Source organism: Reella acinonychis (genome assembly GCF_052828705.1).
The window spans coordinates 1,416,227-1,438,475 of the sequence record NZ_CM128256.1 but is presented as its reverse complement, the minus strand read 5'-3'; the positions used below and the strand labels follow the sequence as shown (position 1 = coordinate 1,438,475).

Sequence of the window (22,249 nt, the reverse complement as noted above, 5' to 3'; positions counted from 1 at the left end):
AACAATGCGGAGTTATTAAACAATGCCTAAAATTAAAACAGTACGTGGTGCTGCTAAACGTTTCAAAAAAACAGCGTCTGGCGGTTTCAAACGTAAACAATCTCACTTACGTCACATTTTGACTAAGAAAACGACTAAGCGTAAACGTCACTTACGTCACAAATCAATGGTAGCGAAAGCAGACCAAGTTTTAGTAGTAGCGTGCTTACCATACGCATAAGCGTTTGATTAAGTACAACGTACGATTAGTAAATTTTTAGTTTTTAAAATGTGGGCAAACGCCCAATAGACAATTAGGAGATAAAATAATGGCTCGTGTAAAACGTGGTGTTATTGCAAGAGCACGCCATAAGAAAGTTCTTAAGGCTGCTAAAGGTTATTATGGTGCACGTTCACGCGTGTATCGCGTTGCTTTCCAAGCAGTAGTTAAAGCTGCACAATATGCTTACCGTGACCGTCGTCAGCGTAAACGTCAATTCCGTCAATTATGGATTGCTCGTATCAACGCGGCAGCTCGTCAAAACGGTTTATCATACAGCAAATTCATCAACGGCTTGAAAAAAGCATCTGTTGAAATCGATCGTAAGATCCTTGCTGATATCGCAGTATTTGACAAAGTGGCTTTCGCAGCATTAGTTGAGAAAGCAAAATCTGCTCTTTAATTTTAAAGAATAGAGAATTAGGACGCGAAAGCGTCCTTTTTTATTTGTATTGATTACTCTACACAGATAGTGTTTTTGAGATTTTTTACTCAATAGTAATCAATTTTTACGTTGATATTGCCACAAATATTACAGGCAAATAAATCCCCTTAACTTTATTGAAAGGTAAGGGGGTAAATTAAAATGGTATAATTGTTTTTTGTAAGAGTTAAATAAAACTCATAAAAAAATACCGCACTTTTTATTCTAATTCGCCGCAAAAGCGATAGCCTTCGCCATGAATAGTGGCAATAATTTCTGGTGTGTCTAAATGATCTTCGAAGTGTTTGCGAATTCGACGGATTGTGACATCAACGGTGCGATCATTTTCTTTTAAGTCACGACCTGTCATTTTTCTCAACAACTCTTCGCGAGTTTGAATTTTGCCTGGGTTCTGGCAAAAGTGTAACATTGCGCGGAATTCACTACGAGGCAGTTTGAGGATATCACCTTCAGGATTAATTAAGGCATGTTGGTTAATATCTAAGGCCCAACCATTAAAACGATAATATTCAATATTTTTATCCTGATATTTATCATCTTGCATGGTACGTTGTAACAAATTACGAGCACGAATCGCTAATTCTCTCGGGTTAAATGGTTTTGTAATGTAGTCATCTGCGCCAATTTCTAAACCCAAGATTTTATCTACTTCATTATTTCTTCCTGTTAGGAAAATTAATGCGGTATTGGTATTTTCACGTAATTCCCGCGCGAGCATTAAACCATTTTTGCCGGGTAAATTAATGTCCATTACAACCAAATGGATTTCTTGATTAAGTAAAACGCGATGCATTTGAGAACCATCGCTTGCCTCAAAAACATCATAGCCCTCAGCTTCAAAAATACTTTTCAGTGTGTTTCGAGTGATGGTTTCATCTTCAACAATTAAAATCTGTGGAGTAGTCATGCTTTATCCTTAATCAAAATTTCCATTTACAACATGTTACTACGATAAACTTTTCATATTGTATGAATGTAACAATCTTGCAACAATAAAAATTAACAGCTAGTTGATGTTTTTATGATCTATATCATGAAATGTTAACATTAGTTATTTGCTTTTATCTGTCTGAGGAATTTCAGATTGGCAATGTGGGCAATTTAAAAAATGTTTTTCGTTATTATGCACGATATAGTGCCCCATTTTTTTCGCTTTGGTATCTAAATAGTCGGTGTTATAGCGATTTTCCCCTACATTGAGCGCGACACGTTCTACAATATTGATTCCTGCTTTGCGCATGGTTTCAATTTTATTGGGATTGTTGGTTAATAAACGTACTTGATTAACCCCTAATAATTCAAAAATATCGGCGCATACTGCAAAATTACGTTCATCAGCAGCAAAACCTAAAGCTAAATTTGCTTCGATAGTATCCATACCTTGATCTTGTAGGGCATAGGCACGAATTTTATTAATTAACCCAATGCCACGACCTTCTTCCCGATGATAAATCAATACGCCTCGCCCTTCCTCACTGATTTGACGTAAAGCACTTGCAAGTTGAAAGCCACAATCACATTTTAAGCTGTGCAATGCATCGCCGGTCAAACATTCAGAATGAATACGCGCAAGCACTGGTTGGTTATCATCAATTTTTCCCATTACTAAGGCAACATGTTCTTTTTTTGTATCAGGAAATTCAAATCCAACAATTTTGAAAATACCAAATTCGGTGGGTAAAGTGGCTTCAGTTACAAGCTGAATTTTTGCCATAAGATAAATCCTTATTTTTCTTTTACTTTTGTAATGTTAGAATAGCTTTTATTTTCATAGGATAATTACTATGTTAAAACGTTTGTCATTATATACTTTTTTACTTTGTCTTGTTCCACTTTTTGCTTGGATTTTTTCATGGCAGTGGAATGGCGATGCCAACCTCACTTCTTTTGATTATTTTTTATATTGGATAACTGAAACGGGGAGTGTGCCTTACGCATTAATTACCTGTGTTTTCTTTGTTTTCCTATTTTTACCTCTTTTCCCAACGAAAACACAATGGATAAGTGCGGTATTAATTATGGTTGTTTCCATGATTGTTACTCAAGGTATTAAAACAGCAGCGAAAACAGTTTTTGCAGAGCCTAGACCTTATGTGGTTGCTTTAACTCAGCAAAGTGATATATCAGAAGATTATTTTTATGATCAAACAAGAGATCAACGAGCAGAAATCGTCAATCAATTTTATGTAGATAAAGCCGATGTACCGACTTGGTTGGTTAAACATAGAGCCAATGAAACGGGCTATTCTTTCCCTTCGGGCCATACGATTTTCGCTGCTAGCTGGTTGTTGTTAGCGGTTGGTTTTACGCAGATTGTTGGTCGTCATCCTTTCTTTACATTAGGAATGTTGTTATGGGCGGTGTTGATGTTAGTTAGCCGTTTACGTTTAGGTATGCATCATCCGATTGATTTACTTGTGAGCACCTTATTAGCTTGGCTTGTTCACCTTGTGTTGTTTGCAATTGTACAAAGTCATAATACAAAATTAGAGCAATTGGTTAGAAATTTACTGAAAAAATGCCACATAAACATTCAGTAATAAGTGAGGACATAATGCTATACGGATTAGATATTGGCGGCACCAAAATTGAATTAGCTGCTTTTAATGAAAAGCTAGAAAAATTACATTCTGAACGGGTAGAAACACCAAAAGAAAGTTATGAAGATTGGCTAAATGTCATAGTCGATCTGGTGAATCGTGCCGATGAAAAATTTGGCTCAAAAGGAACTGTGGGATTAGGTTTGCCGGGTTTTGTTAATCATGATACGGGATTAGCAGAAATTACTAATATTCGTGTGGCAGATAATAAACCTATTCTAAAAGATCTTTCTGAACGTTTAGGACGAGAAGTAAGAGCCGAAAACGATGCGAATTGCTTTGCTTTATCTGAAGCATGGGATAGTGAAAATCAGCAATATCCTTTTGTATTGGGATTAATTCTAGGCACAGGTTTTGGCGGAGGATTAGTTTTTGACGGCAAAGTCCATTCAGGCAAAATTGGCATGGCAGGCGAGTTGGGGCATTTACAGTTAAACTATCATGCAATGAAATTATTAGGTTGGGACAAAGCGCCTATTTATGAATGTGGTTGTGGTAATAAAGCTTGTTTAGATACTTATTTATCAGGACGTGGTTTTGAAATGCTATATCGCGACATTCAAGGCGAAGCATTATCTGCAAAAGAAATTATCCAACGTTTCTACGATAATGATAAAAGTGCGGTGCAATTTGTCGAACTTTTCGTAGAATTAGCTGCTGTTTCTATTGGCAACATTATTACTGCTTTGGATCCACATTTAATAGTATTAGGCGGCGGATTATCTAATTTTGACCACTTATATGATGCCTTACCAAAAGCCTTACCAAAACACTTAATGCGTTCAGCGAAGGTGCCATTAATCAAAAAAGCCAAATATGGTGATTCAGGTGGTGTTCGTGGAGCAGCTGCGTTGTTTTTGAAATAAAATAGATAAAACCATAAAAAATAAGACCGCGCTTTTTTAAAGTGCGGTCTTATTTTTATAAGATTTATAAAACAATTGTTTTATTTTGGAAGACAAATAAACGGTCATGTAGGGCGAGATCTAAAGCGCGCGTTAATACGGTTTTTTCTACATCTCGACCTGCTTTCATCATGGCTTCGGCTGAGTAGGTGTGATCCACATCGATAACATTTTGCATAATAATTGGTCCTTCATCCAATTCATTATTAATGAAATGTGCGGTCGCACCAATAATTTTCACACCTCTTTCATAGGCGCGCTTATAAGGGTTTGCACCAATAAATGCGGGTAAGAAGGAATGATGAATGTTAATCACACGATTTGGATAACGAGCGACAAACTCAGGATTTAATACGCGCATATATTTTGCCAGCACGATTAAATCAGGCTCATATTGATCAATTTTTTCGGCCAGTAATCGATCATGTTCAACTCGGCTTAAACCTTCATGGCTGACACAATGGAATGGCACATCAAACCGCTCAGCCAATGTTCTTAAACAATCATGGTTACCAATTACCGCAGCAATTTCAACATCTAAACCACCATAATAAGTTTTCATTAAAATATCGCCTAAGCAATGGGCTTCTTTTGTCACTAAAATAACAATACGTTTTTTACGATCTGCATTAATTAAACGGCAATTTGTTCCTTCTGGTAAACTAAATTTTAAATCCGCTAACAAGGTTTCTTCATTAAAAATACCTTGTAATTCTGTGCGCATAAAAAAATGTTTCGTTTCAAAATCAACAAATTCATTGTTATGAATAATATTTAATTGATGCTTATAACAAATATTCGTAATTTTAGCGATAAGTCCTTTATCATCTGGACAATCGGTTAGCAGAATTTTATTTTCAATCATGCAAGTTTTCCATCGATTAAATAATAGAAAATTGGTATTACTTAGATTTTAAATGCGTCTAATGTTTTACCAGAATCTAATGCTTTTTGAATGGCTTTTGGTGTGCGACCTTGTCCTGTCCAATACTTTTCATTACCTTGTTCATCGACATATTTGTATTTTGCAGGAAGTGGTTGACGTGCTTTTCTAGGTTGTTTTTGTGATACTGAATCTAAATTTAATTCAGATAAACTAATACCTTGTTGTTTTAGTTCTTCTCTGTATTTTTTTATTAATTCTTCACGCTCTTTTTGTTTTAAAAGATTAGTTTCTTCCGCTTGGCGTTTTTCCTCTACAACACGTTGGAATTTCGCCAAAATAGATTCAGCTTGTTTTAAATCAACTTGTTCTAAAAGTGCTCTTAAACTATGTAAGTTATTTAATGATTTGATTAAGTCTGTCATTTGTTATTTTCCTAAATAAGTGAATGAAATTAATAACTGAATAATCATAACTTCATTATTATTTGTTGTAAATATTTTATTATTTTCTCATTTTTCTGAGAAAATTTATCAAAATTTTTGAGAATTGATCTTGCATTTTACAATTATTCAGTTAATCTAAGAGCAACCTACATAGGTAGAGGTGCGACTATTATAAGTACTTTTTCTGAGTGGATAACGATGAAGGAAAAGGAAAGGAATAGCCGCCGAAATCAATAAAAAGTCATTTTTATTGGTTGGTAACGTTACCGAAAGGGACGCTACTGTCATAGTTCATAACTATGGAGCGCTACTGTTAGGGTTGGTTTTCTCTTACCTACCTTTTATTTTAATTATTTCAACTTTGTTGTCCTGAAGTATTTAAGTCAGTAGTTTTCCTTTTATTTATTTACTTTTTAGGTATAACAAAATGGAACTCTTAGATTTCTCAACTTCAATTTGGTCGGTCGTACCACCAGTATTAGCCCTTAGCTTAGCCATTATTACTCGTCGAGTATTATTGTCTTTAAGCCTTGGTATTCTTATCGGAAGCTTAATGTTATCTGATGGTAGCATTTCAACCGCATTTTCTTATTTAACAGATCGCGTTTCTTCGCTTTTATATAGTTTTGATGAAAACGGACAATTTGCGTTAAATGATAGCAATGTGCATATCATTATTTTCTTATTATTACTCGGTATTTTGACCGCACTTTTAAGTGTATCTGGTAGTAATCAAGCCTTTGCTGAATGGGCACAAAAACGCATTAAAGATCGTCGTGGTGCAAAATTAATGGCAGCGTGCCTTGTTTTTGTTACTTTTATTGATGACTATTTCCATAGCCTAGCCGTAGGCGCGATTGCTCGCCCTGTAACAGATCGCTTCCGCGTTTCTCGTGCAAAATTAGCCTATATTCTTGACTCAACTGCCGCACCAATGTGCGTTATGATGCCAGTGTCAAGTTGGGGTGCTTATATTATGACCCTAATTGCAGGTTTATTAGCAGAACACGCGATTACAGGTTATACCCCTTTTGGTGCATTTATTACCATGAGTGCGTTAAACCTATATGCAATCTTCTCAATGATTATGGTGTTCGTTGTTGCTTATTTTGCTTTTGATATTGGACCGATGGCACGTCATGAAAGATTGGCTTTAGAACAAGCGGATGCAGCGAATGAAAATGAAGATCAAGTGAAAGGTCATGTGCGTAATTTAGTATTACCAATTGTTGCATTGATTTTAGGCACTGTGGCAATGATGATGTACACAGGGAACGAAGCACTTGCAGCTGATAATAAACCATTTGATGTTTTAGGTGCGTTTGAAAATACCACTGTTGGTATTTCATTAGTAGTCGGTGGCGTAACCGCATTAGTAGTGTCTACATTATTAATCATTGCAAACCGTAACGTGAGTTTCAATGAATATGCGAAAGCTTATTTATTAGGCATGAAATCAATGATGGGCGCAATTGCTATCTTATTCTTCGCTTGGACAATTAACAAAGTAGTAGGGGATATGCAAACGGGTAAATACCTTTCCACTTTGATTTCAGGTAATTTAAATGCAGCCTATTTGCCAACCTTATTATTCATTTTAGGGGCAGCAATGGCATTCTCAACTGGTACTAGCTGGGGAACCTTCGGTATTATGTTACCAATCGCGGCTTCTATCGCAGTAAATGCGGCACCTGAATTATTATTACCTTGTTTATCAGCTGTTATGGCGGGGGCGGTATGTGGTGACCATTGTTCTCCAGTATCAGATACCACAATTTTATCTTCAACTGGGGCAAAATGTAATCATATCGACCACGTTACGACACAATTGCCTTATGCTTTATTGGTTGCTTTCGCTACCTGTATTGGTTATTTAGTGATTGGTTTTACTCAATCAGGTTGGTTAGGTTTTGCTGCAACAGCAGGCGTATTAGTACTTAGCGTACTTATTGTTAGAAAACGTTAAAATGTGATCTGAATCACAAAGTTAGATAAAATATTAAATTTTTAAAATTTTATAAAATACGGCTTTATCGCCGTATTTTTTTATATTTAGCGGTCTTGTTTTTATTTTATATTGTTCATTCTTGTTATTTTAGATTTAAGTTCTGATTTGTGGTATTTTCTTGCGTAAAAAAGCAATAGACAACTTAATAAAATAAAGTACACTGAGTTTAACTGTGTTAAAAAGCAAATGATTTTAAACAAAACTAAAAAAGTGCGGTTAAAAAGGGAGTGATTTTATGAAGAAATTGTCTGGCGCAGAAATGGTAGTGCAATCTTTGCGAGATCAAGGGGTAAAATATTTATTTGGTTATCCAGGTGGTTCCGTATTAGATATTTATGATGCAATTCACACCCTAGGGGGAATTGAACATGTTTTGGTTCGCCATGAACAAGCGGCGGTTCATATGGCTGATGGTTACGCACGTTCAACAGGCGAAGTGGGGTGTGTATTAGTCACTTCAGGTCCGGGTGCAACTAATGCGCTAACCGGTATTTTTACAGCTTACACTGATTCTGTGCCTTTAGTCATTCTCAGCGGACAGGTAATGTCACATTTGATTGGTACGGATGCTTTCCAAGAATGTGATACTGTTGGATTAAGCCGACCAATTGTAAAACACAGTTTTATTGTTCAGCGTCCAGAGGATATTCCGACAATTATCAAAAAGGCCTTTTATATCGCCTCGACAGGTCGTCCTGGCCCTGTATTGATTGATATTCCAAAAGATATGGTGAATCCAGATAATAAATATCCTTATGAATATCCTGCGGAAGTGAATTTGCGTTCTTATAACCCAACTATTCAAGGACACAAAGGACAAATAAAAAAAGCCTTAAAGGCACTTTTAGTAGCGAAAAGACCAGTGATGTTTATTGGTGGTGGTGTTATTATTGGTAACAGTAGTGACAAGGTCACTCGCTTTGCACAACAATTAAATTTACCTGTTACTTCTTCTTTAATGGGCTTAGGTGGCTATCCGGCGACCGATCGCCAATTCCTTGGCATGTTGGGTATGCATGGCACTTATGAAGCCAATACAGCAATGCATAATGCCGACTTAATTTTAGGGGTAGGGGTGCGTTTTGATGACCGTACCACAAATAACCTTGCTAAATATTGCCCAAATGCAAAAGTGATTCATATTGATATTGATCCAGCATCCATTTCAAAAAATGTACCTGCTGCGATTCCAATTGTTGGTAGTGTGGATAATGTGTTCAGCGAGTTTTTATCCTTATTGCAAGATGACAACTTAGCTAAATCACAGTCCGATCTTACAGAGTGGTGGCAAGAAATCGAACAGTGGAAAGCGAAAAAATGCTTGGAATTTGACCGCACTTCGCAAGAGATTAAACCTCAAGCAGTTATTGAAACTATTTATCGTTTAACCCAAGGTGATGCCTATATTGCATCAGATGTAGGGCAACATCAAATGTTTGCCGCATTGCATTATCCGTTTGATAAACCACGTCGTTGGATTAATTCAGGTGGTGCGGGCACCATGGGATTTGGTTTCCCTGCGGCAATAGGGGTGAAATTCGCTCATCCAGATTCTACGGTGGTTTGTGTTACAGGTGATGGCTCAATTCAAATGAATATTCAAGAGCTTTCCACCGCAACCCAATACAATATCCCAATTGTGATTGTCAGTTTAAATAACCGCTTCTTAGGCATGGTAAAACAATGGCAAGATTTGATTTACTCAGGTCGCCATTCACAAGTGTATATGAATTCCTTACCGAATTTTGCCAAGTTGGCGGAAGCCTATGGCCATGTTGGTATTCAAATCGATCGCGCGGATGAACTTGAACAAAAATTGACAGAAGCTTTTTCCATTAAAGATCGTCTTGTATTTGTTGATGTCAAAGTGGATGCAACGGAAAATGTGTACCCGATGCAAATTCGCGGAGGTGCAATGGATGAAATGTTATTAGGCAAACCAGAAGAGAACGAAGGAGTAGAAAATGCGTAGAATTTTATCTGTATTATTGGAAAATGAATCTGGGGCATTATCAAGAGTCATCGCTTTGTTTTCTCAACGTGCCTTTAATATCGAAAGTTTAACGGTGGCGCCAACAGATGATCCAACACTTTCTCGCATGACCATTGAAGCCTCAGGCGATGAACGTGTGCTAGAGCAAATCGAAAAGCAATTACATAAATTAGTGGATGTGTTTAAAGTCATGAATTTAAGTGATTGCGAATATGTGGAACGAGAAGTGATGTTAGTCAAAATCCGCGCCACAGGTGCAATGCGTGATGAAATTAAACGTCTGGCGGATATCTTTCGTGGTCAGATCGTGGATGTTACTGCGAAAACATATACCATCCAACTGACTGGCACCAAAGATAAACTTGATTCTTTTGTACAAGCCATCACTGAACAAACCAGCATTTTGGAAATCGTGCGTTCTGGCTTAATCAGCCTATCACGCGGTGAGAAAAATATGCTGTAAATTGCCATTCAGTCATAAAAGTGCGGTGGAAAAATAAAGAGTTTTTCACTTTGCGCTTAATAACAATAAGTAAAATCTCCATTGAACTAGCAATAGCAATGGAGATTTTTTGTAACGATGTTTACCTTAAATAAACCAACCTCAGTATTAAAAAACATCAACGTTTTCCACCGCACTTTTTTACTTTTCTTTTATATAAATCTATTTATAACGACTATTTGATTTATGTCAAAAATCACGCCTGTTTTTCTTTCAAATAGGGGCAAGAATTTTCTTTCTGGTGACAGAAAATATATAGTAACTACCACTTATGAGTTATTTTGTATTTATGAGAATTTGGAGTGAGATATGCTTAAATTTAATAAAAAAACAATATTAAGTGGTTTAGCGCTTATGGTGTTAGGTGCAGTTTGTTTGGGGGGCGTGCAATTTATTATGCATAAAACCAATACGCAGGAATTTTGTGTGAGTTGCCATGCTATGTCTTATCCAAAAGAGGAATGGGAGGGCAGTGTGCATTTTTCCAATCGTAAAGGGATTCGGGCGGAATGTTCGGACTGCCATATTCCTGAAGGCGGAATGCATTATGTGAAAGCGAAATTTATTGCGCTTAAAGATTTGTGGTACACCATTGTTGATGACAAATTACCTGATCAAGAAGCGTATGAAAAACATCGCTTAGCCTTGGCGCAGCATGTTTGGGAAGATATGAAAAAGAATGATTCGATGACCTGTCGCAGTTGCCACAGTTTTGATGCAATGGCTTTATCTGAACAAACGGAATCTGCACAAAAAATGCATAAGTTAGCGTTGGAAACCAAACAAACCTGTATTGATTGCCACAAAGGTATTGTGCATTTTATGCCAGATATGCCACAAGATAATAGTGCTGCTGGTGAGCTAACGAAACATGCAGGCGAATTTAGTGCGACGGATAAAATGCTTTATTCCTTATCCATGACCAATACGCAATTAGTGAATGGTGGCGAAGTACGCTTAATGCCTTATACCGAATTGACAAATTGGAAAGAAGAAAATGGCAAAGTAACAGCTAAAATTCAAGGTTGGCAACAGGTTGGTGCTGAATCAGTGGTTTATATGCAAAAAGGCAAACGCATTATGCTCGCCTTGTTAGGTGATGATGCTAAAGATAAAGTGCAAGTATTAAATACGGTTTATGATGAAGTAACAGCTTCTGATTGGAAAGAAATTTCATTTGAAATCACCGCACTTAAAGAAACCTTAACTGCCAATATTAAAGCATTAAATGCTTTTGGTAATAATTTGAATGATGTGCATTGTGGTAGCTGCCATGCGCCGATTTCTGCGGAACATTATACGGCGAATCAATGGATTGGCGTGGTGAATTCAATGAAAGATCGTACTGCCATGGATGCGGATCAAGTACGCGCTGTAACGATTTATTTGCAACGTAATGCAAAAGATATGATAGGGGTAACCCACTAATTATTTTAACTGGACTCCGAGCTTGTTGCCCTAAGTCGAAAGATATGGTCGCAATGCCAGTGGTATAAGGTTACCACCATGGATAAGCTAGAAATAGGTTATCCTCCCAAATTGGAAAGGTGTCTTAATTTTAACTTACTCAATATGAGGTTTAATATGAAAGAGAAAGAAAAAATTAATGCAAAACGTCGAGATTTTCTGCGTAATTCTTCTTTGGGGGTCGCTGGTGCGTCATTGACGACAGGCTCTGTGAGTTCATTATTTTCTGCTCCCGCTCAAGCAGCTGAAAGTCATACTGTATTGACAGCTGCGCATTGGGGAGCGTTGGGTGTTGTGGTTGAAGATGGAAAAGTGGTGAAGTCAGGCCCTGCATTTGAACCTGTGGTGGAAAATGAATTGCAATCAGTGGTTGCAGATCAGCTTTATACAGAAGCTCGCGTGAAATATCCGATGGTGCGTAAAGGTTATTTAGAAGGTAATAAAGATAATAGTCTGCGTGGTCGTGATGAATGGGTGCGTGTATCTTGGGACAAAGCTTTTGAATTGGTGGATGCTGAATTTAAGCGTATTCGTTCCGTTGAAGGTGGCGGAGCAGAGCATATTTTCGGCGGTTCTTATGGTTGGAAAAGTTCTGGCTCATTACATTCTTGCCGTACCTTATTACACCGCTATTTAAATGCAACCGGTGGTTTTGTTGGGCATAAAGGGGACTACTCAACAGGGGCTGCTCAAGTGATTATGCCTCATGTGTTGGGAACTATTGAAGTGTATGAACAACAAACCAGTTGGGAAACCATTTTATCTGACAGTGATATTGTGGTGCTTTGGTCTGCTAACCCAATGACAACTTTGCGTATTGCATGGACTTCAACAGACCAACAAGGTATCGCTTATTTCAAAAAATTAAAAGAAAGTGGCAAACGCATTATTTGTATTGACCCAGTGAAAAGTGAAAGTTGCGAATTCTTAGGCGCAGAATGGATTCCAATTCATACTGCAACAGATGTGCCATTAATGCTTGGTATGGCGCATACTTTGGTTTCTGAGAATAAACATAATACGGAATTCCTGAAAAAATACACAACAGGTTATGACAAATTCGAAGCCTATTTATTAGGTAAAGAAGATGGTCAAGTTAAAGACGCTGAATGGGCAAGTAAAATCTGTGGTGTGCCTGTTGATGTAATTAAACAATTAGCGCGTGACTTTGCTTCTAAACGTACTATGTTAATGGCGGGTTGGGCGATGCAACGTCAACGCCATGGCGAACAATCTCATTGGATGTTGGTGACATTGGCTTCTATGCTTGGTCAAATTGGTTTACCTGGTGGTGGTTTCGGTTTAAGTTATCATTATTCTAATGGTGGTGCGCCAACAGCAACAGGCGGTAGCTTAAGCTCAATTTCAGCAACATTGGAAAACAATAGCGCAAATACGGGACAATCTTGGTTAGCGAAAACCTCATCATTGAGTTTCCCATTAGCTCGAATTGCTGATGTTTTACTCAATCCAGGCAAGAAAATTCAATACAATGGTACAGAAGTGACCTATCCTGATATTAAATTAATTTATTGGGTGGGTGGTAATCCATTTGTTCATCATCAAGATACCAATTTATTAGTCAAAGCGTGGCAAAAACCAGATACAGTGATTGTCAATGAAATTTATTGGACACCAACTGCACGTATGGCAGATATTGTGTTGCCAGCAACTACGAGCTATGAGCGCAATGACTTAACCATGTCTGGCGATTATGCGTCTATGCATATTTTCCCAATGAAAAAAGTGGTTGAGCCACAATTTGAAGCGAAAAGTGACTATGATATTTTCGCTGAATTAGCGAAACGCGCTGGGGTAGAAGATAAATTCACCGAAGGTAAATCTGAAATGGATTGGTTAAAATCCTTCTATCAAGATGCCTTTGATGGTGCGCGTAAAAATCGTGTGTTAATGCCTAAATTTGAGAAATTCTGGGAAGAAAATAAACCTATTACTTTCAACGTAAGTGAAAAAGCGAAAAAATGGTTACGTTATGGTGAATTCAGAGAAGATCCATTACTCAATCCATTAGGTACACCTTCAGGTAAAATTGAAATTTTCTCTGATGTTGTGGCAAAAATGAACTACGATGATTGCAAAGGTTATCCATCTTGGATGGTGCCAGAGGAATTTGCCGGTAATGTAACTGAAGAATATCCTTTAGCATTAGTGACACCGCATCCTTACTACCGTTTGCATAGCCAATTAGCACAAACTTCACTACGTGAAAAATATGCAGTGAATGATCGCGAGCCAGTGTTAATTCATACTGAAGATGCACAAAAACGCGGTATTGCGAATGGCGACATCGTACGAATTTTCAGTAAACGAGGTCAAGTGCTAGCGGGTGCTGTGGTGACTGATGGCATTATCAAAGGCACTGTGGCATTGCATGAAGGGGCTTGGTATGATCCAATGGATCTTGGTGCGAGTGAGCAACCATTATGTAAAAACGGTTGTCCTAACGTATTGACCATGGATATTGGTACTTCAAAATTAGCGCAAGGTAACTCAGCAAATAGCTGTATTGTTCAGCTTGAGAAATTCACCGGCGAAGCGCCAGAAGTAACCGTATTTAAGCAACCTAAAATGGCAAAAGCTTAAGTTAATATGAAAGCAAAAGTGCGGTGAAATTCACCGCACTTTTTTGTTTTCGATATTTTTTATTTACTTGCTTCAAAAGCTTGCTGTAAATCAGCGAGGATGTCATTAATGCTTTCAATACCACAAGAAAGGCGAATTAATCCTGCGGAAATCCCCGCTTTTTCTAACTCAGCTTCATTTAATTGACGATGCGTTGAACTGGCTGGATGTAAGGCACAAGTGCGAATATCTGCCACATGCACTTCACGAGAAATTAATTTTAAGGCATTTAGCCATTTTGCTGCAGTTTCACGCGTGCCTTTAATTTCAAAGGAAATCACACCGCATAAGCCATTCGGCAAATATTTTTGTTTTAAATCATAGTCTTGAGAATTACTTAATCCCGGATAATTGACTTTTACCACCTGAGGATGTTGTACAAGGAATTCAGCAACAGCTTGTGCATTTTCATAATGGCGTTGCATACGAACCGCAAGGGTTTCCATGCCAAGATTAAGTAAAAAACTGTTTTGTGGTGCTGGAGTGGCGCCTAAATCACGCATTAATTGCACACGCGCTTTTACAATATAGGCTGCTGCACCAAAAGATTCCGTATAAACTAAACCATGGTAAGTTTGATCTGGTGTGCTTAATTGGGGAAATTTGCCATTATTCCAATTGAAGTTACCACAATCAACAATAGCACCGCCAAGCGCCACTGCATGACCATCTAAATATTTGGATGTGCTATGAATAATAATATTTGCACCAAATTCAATAGGGCGACAGAAATAAGGCGTAGCAAAGGTATTATCAACTAATAGTGGAATATCTGCTGATTTTGCTAAAGCAGCAAATTTTTCAATATCTAATACCCGTAATGCAGGGTTAGCAATAGTTTCTGCAAAAACAGCTTTTGTATTTGGGCGAATCGCTTTTTTCAATTCCTCTAAAGGCAAATCTTGATCAACAAAGGTTACATCAATCCCCATTTTTTTGAACGTGTGGGCAAAGAGATTATAGGATCCGCCATAAATATAAGAAGCAGAAATAAAATGATCGCCAGCTTCAAGGATATTTAACATCGCGTAAAATACAGCCGCTTGCCCTGAAGCAGTACACATGGTTGCCACACCACCTTCAAGTGCGGTTAATTTTTCTTCCGCTGCGTTAGTGGTTGGATTAGACAAACGCGTATAGAAATATCCAGACGCTTGTAAATCAAATAACTTACCAATTTCTTCTGCAGAATCATAGGTATAGGTTGTACTTTGTACAATTGATTGAACGCGAGGTTCTCCGTTTTTAGGCTGATAACCAGCGTGTAAACATTGTGTTGCGAAATCCATATTGTCTTCCTTGTTTATTATTATTTGAAAAAAGATTCAGATAATATATATGATAAAAGGGCGTATTGCTACGCCCTTATATTTTTAAGATTAAAAGTAAAATTATTTATCTTTCACTTCTTCAAATTCTGCATCAACGACATCATCATTTGGTTTACCACCTTGCGCTTGTTGTGCTTGCGCTTCAGGTTGTGGTTGAGCAGCTTGCATTAATTTCTCAGAAACTTGAATTAATGCTTGTACTTTCGCTTCGATATCCGCTTTATCTTCACCTTTCGCCGCCGCTTCTAAATCTGTAACCGCTTTTTCGATTGGTGCTTTATCTTCAGCTGATAATTTATCGCCCACTTCGCTTAATTGTTTACGCGTACCATGAACTAAATGATCTGCTTGGTTACGAGCCTGTACTAATTCTTCAAATTTACGGTCTGCTTCCGCATTTGCTTCTGCATCACGTACCATTTGTTGAATTTCTTCATCGCTTAAACCTGAAGAGGCTTTAATCGTAATTTTTTGTTCTTTATTAGTACCTTTATCTTTTGCAGATACATGGATGATACCGTCCGCATCAATATCAAAGGTTACTTCAATTTGTGGCATACCACGTGGCGCAGGGTTGATACCCTCTAGGTTGAATTGACCTAAAGATTTATTATCTGCTGCACGTTTACGTTCACCTTGAAGTACGTGAATTGTCACCGCACTTTGATTATCTTCAGCCGTTGAGAACACTTGTGATTTCTTAGTCGGAATCGTGGTGTTTTTCTCAATTAAGGTTGTCATCACGCCACCCATGGTTTCAATACCTAATGAGAGTGGAGTAACATCTAATAATAGAACATCAGTTACGCTACCTGATAACACACCGCCTTGTACTGCTGCACCTACTGCAACTGCTTCATCTGGGTTTACGTCTTTACGTGGTTCTTTACCGAAGAACTCAGCCACTTTTTGTTGAACTAATGGCATACGAGTTTGACCACCCACAAGAATCACATCATCAATTTGTGAAACACTTAATCCTGCATCATTTAATGCCACTTTAACAGGTTCCATTGAACGTGCCACTAAATCTTCCACTAATGCTTCTAATTTCGCACGTGTTAATTTAATGTTTAAGTGTTTTGGACCTGTTGCATCTGCAGTGATGTATGGCAGATTTACATCGGTTTGTTGTGCTGATGAAAGTTCGATTTTCGCTTTTTCGCCAGCTTCTTTTAAACGTTGCATCGCTAATGGATCGTTACGTAAATCTACACCTTGTTCTTTTTGGAATTCATCTACTAAATAGTTAATGACGCGGTTGTCGAAGTCTTCACCACCTAAGTGTGTATCACCATTGGTTGCTAATACTTCAAAGGTTTTTTCGCCACCTACTTCATCAATTTCAATAATAGATAAGTCGAATGTACCACCACCTAAGTCATATACTGCGATAGTTTGGTTGCCTTTACCTTTATCTAAACCATAAGCTAATGCAGCTGCAGTTGGTTCGTTAATGATACGTTTAACTTCTAAACCTGCGATACGACCAGCATCTTTTGTTGCTTGACGTTGCGCATCGTTAAAATATGCAGGTACTGTAATAACCGCTTCTGTTACGGTTTCACCTAAAAAATCTTCCGCTGTTTTCTTCATTTTTTTCAATACTTCAGCAGAGATTTGTGGAGGTGCTAATTTATCGCCTTTTACATCAACCCAAGCGTCTCCATTATCCGCTTTGATAATTTGGAATGGCATAATGTTTACATCACGTTGTACTTCTTGATCTTCAAAACGACGACCAATTAAACGTTTGATTGCAAATAACGTATTTTTCGGGTTTGTTACTGCTTGGCGTTTTGCTGGTTGACCCACTAAAATTTCATTATCATTCGTATAAGCAATGATTGACGGGGTTGTGCGATCGCCTTCTGCATTTTCAATTACGCGAGGTTTGTCGCCATCCATTACAGCCACACAAGAGTTGGTTGTACCTAAGTCAATACCAATAATTTTTCCCATTTGTTTTTCTCCTAGTTTTAAATCTGTTTTCACAACGCTTTTGTTATGAGCTTGCTTGCTATACAAAATGTGGATTGTTTTTCTCTTTTCAAGAGCATTTTTAAAAATTTTTGTTTTTATTTTATGCCATTGATATAAAAGATAAGCTTCACATGGGTAACAAAATAAGGCTGAATTTTGTGATTTCAAGAGAAAAGTTAATAAAAATTCACCGCACTTATGCTAAGATAGCCAAAATATAACCATTCTTTTTAGTAGGAAATTGAAATGAAAAAATCAACGATTGCATTAGCGGTTGTCGCTATTTTGGGAAGCGTTTGGGCGGGTGGTGCTTGGTACACAGGTCAAAAAGCGGAAGCTGAATATCAACGCCAAATTGAAGTGGCAAATACCAAATTAAAACAACAAACCTTAACGAAAGACGTAGATGGCATGAATTTCTATGCACAAATTGAAAATGTTAAATTTGAGCGTGGATTTTTTAGTTCAGATTATCGTTATGATTGGGTAATGAAAATCAATGATATGGATTTCAATCTTCCACTTGAAGGTAAGTTTTATCATGGTCCAATCCCATTAAATCATTTAACGCAATTTAATTTAATGCCAGTGATGTTTTCTGTTACAGGACAACTTGTGAACAATGAACAAACACGAGCAATTTTTGAAGCGACAAAGGGCAAGTCTCCGTTCTTTTCTCAAGCTGCTGTTTCTTATGATCTTCAAACCAAAGGCTATGTTGATATCAATTCAGGTAATATGAAGTCATCGGGCGTTGAAGCCAATTGGGATAATGGCAAAATTAAGTTTGATGTAGATAAAAATGGACTTGGCAAATCAGAAATGGAGATGCCTAAAGCTGATTTATTATTGTCAATAAACGATCCTAGATTGGCCACCATTAAAATAACAATTGATGACCTAAAAGCGCATTCAGATGTGAAAAGTACTCAGTTTTCAACGTTATTTGATGGTTTTGTGAAAGCAAATATTGGACAAATTCAATATGATTATACTTATCACGAAAATGTGCCTGAAAAATCAAGAGTGCAAAATTCGGTATTTAAGAATATTGCTCTTGATTATAATAGCAAGTTAAACAACGATTTTATTGATAATGGTATTAAGCTAGATTTTGAATTTTTTGCCAATGAACAAGCATTAGGTAAATTTAAATTGAATGCAGAAGTGAATCATTTATTGGCTTCTGCGACAGATGAAATACAAAAAATATCTGCGGATAATGAAGCAGAATACCAACGTTTAGGTTTAGAGGTATTACAAAATGAACCGCACTTAAAAATTGATGAATTAAGTGTAACCAATGAAAAAGGAAAAATTGAAGCGGACTTAAATATCAATGTGGCGAAAGTGGATTTAGCAAAAGTAAATTCAGCGCCTTTGAGTTTATTTAAAGAACTAGCTTTACATGCTAAAGCAGATAAACAAGCTATTAGCCATTTATTAAATCAATTAATTCAAGTGGGCAAAGCTAATATGGATAAAGCAAAATATGAGAAAAACATCGAATTAGCAGTGGACTCTTGGATTGATGAAGCGAAACAACAAGGCATACTCATTGAGAAAGAGGGTAAATTGACCTTAAACATTGAAGCTCAAAAAGAAGGTCTTAATTTTAATGGCTATGTAATTTCAGAACAAGACCTAAAATTCTTCTTACTCGGCGTACTAATGAAATTTGCTCATTAAAACGAAAAAAGTGCGGTGAATTTCACCGCACTTTTTTATTCATTAAAATTTTTCTTTCCAATAGCCTAACCATTCTTTCAGCAATTGCATGTTGGCATTGATTGCGCCGGCTTGAGGGATAAAATGCATATAATTAAGTCCGTAGCTTTCTGGGGTAACGCCATTTCCTACACTAGCAGGTAGAACAATAAATCCTTCGCGTTCGAATAACAATTTGGCACGTTGCATATGCCATTGATTTGTGACCAAAATAATTTTTTTTATACCTTCTCGTTCAAGCATTTCATAACTGAATTTGGCATTTTGTATGGTATTTAACGCGCGTTCTTCCAACCATTTCGGTTTAATGCCAAAAAAGGTAAATAATTCTTGCCCCATGACTGCCGCTTCAGAATTGCCATTTGGACTGGCACCACTGATTAAAATAGGTAATTCAGTTTCTTTATGTAAATAAGCCGCATAACGCATACGTTCTAGCACTAATCCCGGAACAGTTAAGCTACGGTAAAGTTCTTTGCTATCTCGTAGTCCACCGCCTAGTACGACAATGGCTTGGGCTTGTTGGTAATCTGCAACGGTTAAGTTATCCTCTTTGGTTAGGCTATCATTGAGCCATTGAGCCGTATAGGGAATGCTGACAATGTACAATATGCCAATGCTGAGAAAAGCACTTAAAAACGCCATTTTCTTGCATTTAAATAATAAACATAACAGAGCAAAAATGCCCAAAATAATGACGTTAAAAGGGGGAAGTGCAATCGCACTAAGTAATTTAGTTAATTCAAACATAATCGTCCTTAAAATAGGCTAAAAGTGCGGTTATTATTACGGAAATATTGCACGAACTCAATCACTAAAATACTGTCAAATAATTAGCCAAAATGCTATGATATGGCAATTTTTTAGGAAGGTAAAAATGAACCCAATTCTCGTTGAATTAAAACAAAAATTACAAAAAATTGAACAACTCATTGTTGATAAAAATGACGTGCTATATTTCGATTATCCGCTGCATTTAAATGTGGGAGATTTATTAATTTATGCAGGAACTGAACAATTTTTTAAAGATTATCAGATTAATGTTCGTTTAAGACGTGCATTACAAGCGTTTGATATTGAAGAAGCAAAAAAATATGTAACGGAAAAAACCACGATTCTTTGCCATGGTGGTGGAAATTTTGGTGATCTTTATCCGAGCATTCAAAAAATGCGTGAAGATTTAGTGCAGGCATTTCCAAATAATCGCATTATTTTAATGCCACAAACCGCGCATTTTTCTCATTCTCAAGCTATGCTTGCTTCCGCTGCAATTTTTTCTCAGCATAAGGATCTGCATTTATTTGCCAGAGATACAAAAACCTTTGCGCTTATGCAAGCGAACTTTTCAGTCAATACTTATTTATCACCAGATATGGCGCATCAGCTGTATGGCATTTTGCCACAGAAAAATGTACAACAAAAAACAGGGAAAATCCTTTATTTTTTGCGTAAAGATATTGAAAAAAGTCATATTGAATCTGAAGTGCAGGCGAAATTATCCAGTAATGATGATGTGAAAGATTGGGAAGATATTTTATTACCAAGTGATTTGAAATTTGAATTATGGTGTAGCCGTTTTTCTAAACTTGCTAATAAATTTAAATTACCATTTGTTAAAAATAAAGTTAACGATCTTTGGTATCAGCATGCTTTAAAAGTTATCCAACGTAGCCAAGATATTTTCTTAAACTATGATGAAGTGGTAACAAGCCGTTTGCATGGGCATATTTTTTCTTGCTTATTAGGTCTGCCAAATCAAGTCTGTGATAACTCTTACGGTAAGAATACGGGCTATTATCATCAATGGACGCAAGAGATTAGCTACACAAAATTATATGAAATCTAGTATGCATTTAATTAAATTAATTAGTGTTACTTTGCTAAGTATGGTGCTGACAATGGTCAGTGCCTTTATTCTTGCCCGTTTTTTGTCCGTTGAAGATCGTGGTTTACACCAATTATTTATTACTTCCGTATCCTATGTGGTTACCATTGCAACCGGTGGAGTCGGTTTCGCCTTAGTGTTAAGCATGCGTAATAAGCAATATCAAGGATGGCAAGGCTATTTAGTCGCCTTTTTGATTTTATCTTTAGTTGTTGCTTGTCTTGCCTTAGTTTTATTTGATTTTACCAATTATTCCGTATTGTTTATCGTCAATGTTGTGTTAACTGCTATTGCGACCGTTACTTTAGAAAAAAGTAAAAGCGATCCTGCGTTACGCATTTATCGCAAAATTACCTTGCAACAACCAATTTTGTTGGTCGCCGTTTATGGTATTGCTTATTTAATTTTAAAAGAGCAACCTTTGGTGATTGCGCTCTATTTATTTACCTTGTATAGCTTGGTGCAAGCCTTGTTATGCTTGCATTATTTATACCAAATTCATCGTGGATTTATTCAGCATAACCCAGTTCAACCTATTGATAAAAAATTCTTTTTTACTACTTGGTTTAAACAAAATTTATTACAGCTGTTTGGTGCAACGACCGTTAATTTAGATAAATTTTTGATTACATTATTTATGGGCAACTATGTGCTAGGGCTTTATACGGTCTGTATTGCTTTTGATAGTTTGCTTACCCGTTTTATTAATATGTTGGCGGATTATTATTATTCAGGCTTAATTAATCATTTAAATCGACTCAAAGCGGTATTGGTAATTGTGGTGTTAATGAGTATTTCTGCGGTTATTTTAGTACCGTTATTGGCCGAACTTGTTATCGTCTTTTTCTTTAGTGCGAAATATGCTGAGGTCGCGCCAATTTTAGTTTGGTTTATTATTAATTCGATTTTGGCGGGATTATCTTGGGTGCTATCGCAAAATATGCTATTGCAAGGTAAACAAATCTTATTATTTACTCGTCAATTGATTTCTATTGTGGTGTTTACCCTTTTATTTTATGTGTTTAGAGAACAACAACTTTATGGTGTGGCTTATGCCTTAATTGGCGCGAGTGCAACCCGATTAGTGATTTCAATTATTTATTATTTTAAATATCCGATCACAGATTTATTAAACAAAGAACAAAATTTAGAACAAAAAAGTGCGGTGTAA

General features: G+C 36.9%; 19 protein-coding genes and 2 riboswitches. Of the genes, 12 read left to right on the top strand and 7 right to left on the bottom strand.

All coding sequences use genetic code 11. From position 1 onward, the window contains the following. The first annotated feature begins 22 nt into the window (after positions 1 to 22). On the top strand, positions 23 to 220 hold the full coding sequence (gene rpmI, locus ACUXZ4_RS07215) for a 50S ribosomal protein L35 (protein ID WP_005596065.1): 198 nt from the start codon (positions 23 to 25) through the stop codon (positions 218 to 220). Positions 221 to 308: 88 nt separating this feature from the next. After that, entirely contained in the window at positions 309 to 662 is a 354-nt protein-coding gene (gene rplT / locus ACUXZ4_RS07210) for a 50S ribosomal protein L20 (RefSeq protein WP_006249240.1), read from the top strand. A 241-nt stretch (positions 663 to 903) separates the two neighbouring features. Here rplT and arcA read toward each other — a convergent pair whose 3' ends face one another. Beyond that, positions 904 to 1,611: a two-component system response regulator ArcA gene (arcA, locus tag ACUXZ4_RS07205; RefSeq protein WP_464972538.1), complete on the bottom strand. Its 708-nt coding sequence runs from the start codon at positions 1,609 to 1,611 to the stop codon at positions 904 to 906. 144 nt (positions 1,612 to 1,755) lie between these two features. Continuing rightward, complete coding sequence (gene ribA, locus ACUXZ4_RS07200; RefSeq protein WP_464972537.1) at positions 1,756 to 2,418, bottom strand: GTP cyclohydrolase II; 663 nt, start codon at positions 2,416 to 2,418, stop codon at positions 1,756 to 1,758. A gap of 70 nt (positions 2,419 to 2,488) precedes the next feature. Between ribA and ACUXZ4_RS07195 the strand changes: the two genes are divergently transcribed. Together ACUXZ4_RS07195 and nagK are read left to right on the top strand one after the other, a co-directional pair. Continuing rightward, positions 2,489 to 3,244: a phosphatase PAP2 family protein gene (locus tag ACUXZ4_RS07195; RefSeq protein WP_464972536.1), complete on the top strand. Its 756-nt coding sequence runs from the start codon at positions 2,489 to 2,491 to the stop codon at positions 3,242 to 3,244. Between the two features lie 14 nt (positions 3,245 to 3,258). Beyond that, positions 3,259 to 4,170 carry an N-acetylglucosamine kinase gene (nagK, locus tag ACUXZ4_RS07190; protein ID WP_464972535.1) on the top strand — a complete coding sequence of 304 codons (912 nt, stop codon included), beginning with the start codon at positions 3,259 to 3,261 and terminating at the stop codon, positions 4,168 to 4,170. Between the two features lie 64 nt (positions 4,171 to 4,234). Here the strand turns inward: nagK and purU are convergent, their stop codons facing one another. Together purU and ACUXZ4_RS07180 are read right to left on the bottom strand one after the other, a co-directional pair. Beyond that, positions 4,235 to 5,074, bottom strand: a complete 840-nt coding sequence (gene purU, locus ACUXZ4_RS07185) for a formyltetrahydrofolate deformylase (protein ID WP_464972534.1) — start codon at positions 5,072 to 5,074, stop codon at positions 4,235 to 4,237. Positions 5,075 to 5,115: 41 nt separating this feature from the next. Next, entirely contained in the window at positions 5,116 to 5,517 is a 402-nt protein-coding gene (locus ACUXZ4_RS07180) for an H-NS family histone-like protein (RefSeq protein ID WP_464972533.1), read from the bottom strand. A gap of 168 nt (positions 5,518 to 5,685) precedes the next feature. Further along, a riboswitch (Lysine riboswitch) is annotated at positions 5,686 to 5,856 on the top strand. Positions 5,857 to 5,965: 109 nt separating this feature from the next. On the opposite strand from ACUXZ4_RS07180, the gene ACUXZ4_RS07175 reads away from it, so the two are divergent. From ACUXZ4_RS07175 to torA, 5 genes are all read left to right on the top strand, one after another. Beyond that, complete coding sequence (locus ACUXZ4_RS07175; protein ID WP_464972532.1) at positions 5,966 to 7,504, top strand: Na+/H+ antiporter NhaC family protein; 1,539 nt, start codon at positions 5,966 to 5,968, stop codon at positions 7,502 to 7,504. Positions 7,505 to 7,781: 277 nt separating this feature from the next. Continuing rightward, positions 7,782 to 9,518 carry an acetolactate synthase 3 large subunit gene (locus ACUXZ4_RS07170; RefSeq protein WP_464972531.1) on the top strand — a complete coding sequence of 579 codons (1,737 nt, stop codon included), beginning with the start codon at positions 7,782 to 7,784 and terminating at the stop codon, positions 9,516 to 9,518. Then, entirely contained in the window at positions 9,511 to 10,002 is a 492-nt protein-coding gene (gene ilvN / locus ACUXZ4_RS07165; RefSeq protein ID WP_464972530.1) for an acetolactate synthase small subunit, read from the top strand. The genes ACUXZ4_RS07170 and ilvN overlap by 8 nt, the downstream gene beginning before the upstream one ends. 348 nt (positions 10,003 to 10,350) lie before the next feature. Continuing rightward, a complete protein-coding gene (locus tag ACUXZ4_RS07160) occupies positions 10,351 to 11,469 on the top strand; it encodes a NapC/NirT family cytochrome c (protein WP_464972529.1) in 1,119 nt (372 codons plus the stop codon). A gap of 2 nt (positions 11,470 to 11,471) precedes the next feature. Next, positions 11,472 to 11,607, top strand: a riboswitch (molybdenum cofactor riboswitch). A gap of 18 nt (positions 11,608 to 11,625) precedes the next feature. After that, positions 11,626 to 14,112, top strand: coding sequence for a trimethylamine-N-oxide reductase TorA (torA, locus tag ACUXZ4_RS07155; protein ID WP_464972528.1), 2,487 nt, complete (start codon positions 11,626 to 11,628; stop codon positions 14,110 to 14,112). A gap of 59 nt (positions 14,113 to 14,171) precedes the next feature. On the opposite strand, the gene ACUXZ4_RS07150 is transcribed toward torA, so the two are convergent. Together ACUXZ4_RS07150 and dnaK are read right to left on the bottom strand one after the other, a co-directional pair. After that, positions 14,172 to 15,440 carry an O-acetylhomoserine aminocarboxypropyltransferase/cysteine synthase family protein gene (locus ACUXZ4_RS07150; RefSeq protein WP_464972527.1) on the bottom strand — a complete coding sequence of 423 codons (1,269 nt, stop codon included), beginning with the start codon at positions 15,438 to 15,440 and terminating at the stop codon, positions 14,172 to 14,174. Between the two features lie 102 nt (positions 15,441 to 15,542). After that, positions 15,543 to 17,444: a molecular chaperone DnaK gene (dnaK, locus tag ACUXZ4_RS07145; RefSeq protein ID WP_464972526.1), complete on the bottom strand. Its 1,902-nt coding sequence runs from the start codon at positions 17,442 to 17,444 to the stop codon at positions 15,543 to 15,545. A gap of 267 nt (positions 17,445 to 17,711) precedes the next feature. Here dnaK and ACUXZ4_RS07140 point away from each other — a divergent pair, with 267 nt between their 5' ends. Further along, entirely contained in the window at positions 17,712 to 19,154 is a 1,443-nt protein-coding gene (locus ACUXZ4_RS07140) for a YdgA family protein (RefSeq protein WP_464972525.1), read from the top strand. Between the two features lie 42 nt (positions 19,155 to 19,196). On the opposite strand, the gene ACUXZ4_RS07135 is transcribed toward ACUXZ4_RS07140, so the two are convergent. Beyond that, the gene (locus ACUXZ4_RS07135; protein ID WP_464972524.1) at positions 19,197 to 19,943 is read right to left on the bottom strand and encodes a YdcF family protein; all 747 of its coding nucleotides are present in this window, start codon (positions 19,941 to 19,943) and stop codon (positions 19,197 to 19,199) included. A 127-nt stretch (positions 19,944 to 20,070) separates the two neighbouring features. Here ACUXZ4_RS07135 and ACUXZ4_RS07130 point away from each other — a divergent pair, with 127 nt between their 5' ends. Together ACUXZ4_RS07130 and ACUXZ4_RS07125 are read left to right on the top strand one after the other, a co-directional pair. After that, complete coding sequence (locus tag ACUXZ4_RS07130; RefSeq protein WP_464972523.1) at positions 20,071 to 21,039, top strand: polysaccharide pyruvyl transferase family protein; 969 nt, start codon at positions 20,071 to 20,073, stop codon at positions 21,037 to 21,039. Between the two features lies 1 nt (position 21,040). Continuing rightward, positions 21,041 to 22,249: a lipopolysaccharide biosynthesis protein gene (locus ACUXZ4_RS07125; protein ID WP_464972522.1), complete on the top strand. Its 1,209-nt coding sequence runs from the start codon at positions 21,041 to 21,043 to the stop codon at positions 22,247 to 22,249.

Bases quoted from the DNA above. Each gene is read 5' to 3' on its own strand.
- rpmI (WP_005596065.1), top strand. From the start codon at position 23: ATGCCTAAAATTAAAACAGTACGTGGTGCTGCTAAACGTTTCAAAAAA.
- rplT (WP_006249240.1), top strand. From the start codon at position 309: ATGGCTCGTGTAAAACGTGGTGTTATTGCAAGAGCACGCCATAAGAAA.
- arcA (WP_464972538.1), bottom strand. From the start codon at position 1,611: ATGACTACTCCACAGATTTTAATTGTTGAAGATGAAACCATCACTCGA.
- ribA (WP_464972537.1), bottom strand. From the start codon at position 2,418: ATGGCAAAAATTCAGCTTGTAACTGAAGCCACTTTACCCACCGAATTT.
- ACUXZ4_RS07195 (WP_464972536.1), top strand. From the start codon at position 2,489: ATGTTAAAACGTTTGTCATTATATACTTTTTTACTTTGTCTTGTTCCA.
- nagK (WP_464972535.1), top strand. From the start codon at position 3,259: ATGCTATACGGATTAGATATTGGCGGCACCAAAATTGAATTAGCTGCT.
- purU (WP_464972534.1), bottom strand. From the start codon at position 5,074: ATGATTGAAAATAAAATTCTGCTAACCGATTGTCCAGATGATAAAGGA.
- ACUXZ4_RS07180 (WP_464972533.1), bottom strand. From the start codon at position 5,517: ATGACAGACTTAATCAAATCATTAAATAACTTACATAGTTTAAGAGCA.
- ACUXZ4_RS07175 (WP_464972532.1), top strand. From the start codon at position 5,966: ATGGAACTCTTAGATTTCTCAACTTCAATTTGGTCGGTCGTACCACCA.
- ACUXZ4_RS07170 (WP_464972531.1), top strand. From the start codon at position 7,782: ATGAAGAAATTGTCTGGCGCAGAAATGGTAGTGCAATCTTTGCGAGAT.
- ilvN (WP_464972530.1), top strand. From the start codon at position 9,511: ATGCGTAGAATTTTATCTGTATTATTGGAAAATGAATCTGGGGCATTA.
- ACUXZ4_RS07160 (WP_464972529.1), top strand. From the start codon at position 10,351: ATGCTTAAATTTAATAAAAAAACAATATTAAGTGGTTTAGCGCTTATG.
- torA (WP_464972528.1), top strand. From the start codon at position 11,626: ATGAAAGAGAAAGAAAAAATTAATGCAAAACGTCGAGATTTTCTGCGT.
- ACUXZ4_RS07150 (WP_464972527.1), bottom strand. From the start codon at position 15,440: ATGGATTTCGCAACACAATGTTTACACGCTGGTTATCAGCCTAAAAAC.
- dnaK (WP_464972526.1), bottom strand. From the start codon at position 17,444: ATGGGAAAAATTATTGGTATTGACTTAGGTACAACCAACTCTTGTGTG.
- ACUXZ4_RS07140 (WP_464972525.1), top strand. From the start codon at position 17,712: ATGAAAAAATCAACGATTGCATTAGCGGTTGTCGCTATTTTGGGAAGC.
- ACUXZ4_RS07135 (WP_464972524.1), bottom strand. From the start codon at position 19,943: ATGTTTGAATTAACTAAATTACTTAGTGCGATTGCACTTCCCCCTTTT.
- ACUXZ4_RS07130 (WP_464972523.1), top strand. From the start codon at position 20,071: ATGAACCCAATTCTCGTTGAATTAAAACAAAAATTACAAAAAATTGAA.
- ACUXZ4_RS07125 (WP_464972522.1), top strand. From the start codon at position 21,041: ATGCATTTAATTAAATTAATTAGTGTTACTTTGCTAAGTATGGTGCTG.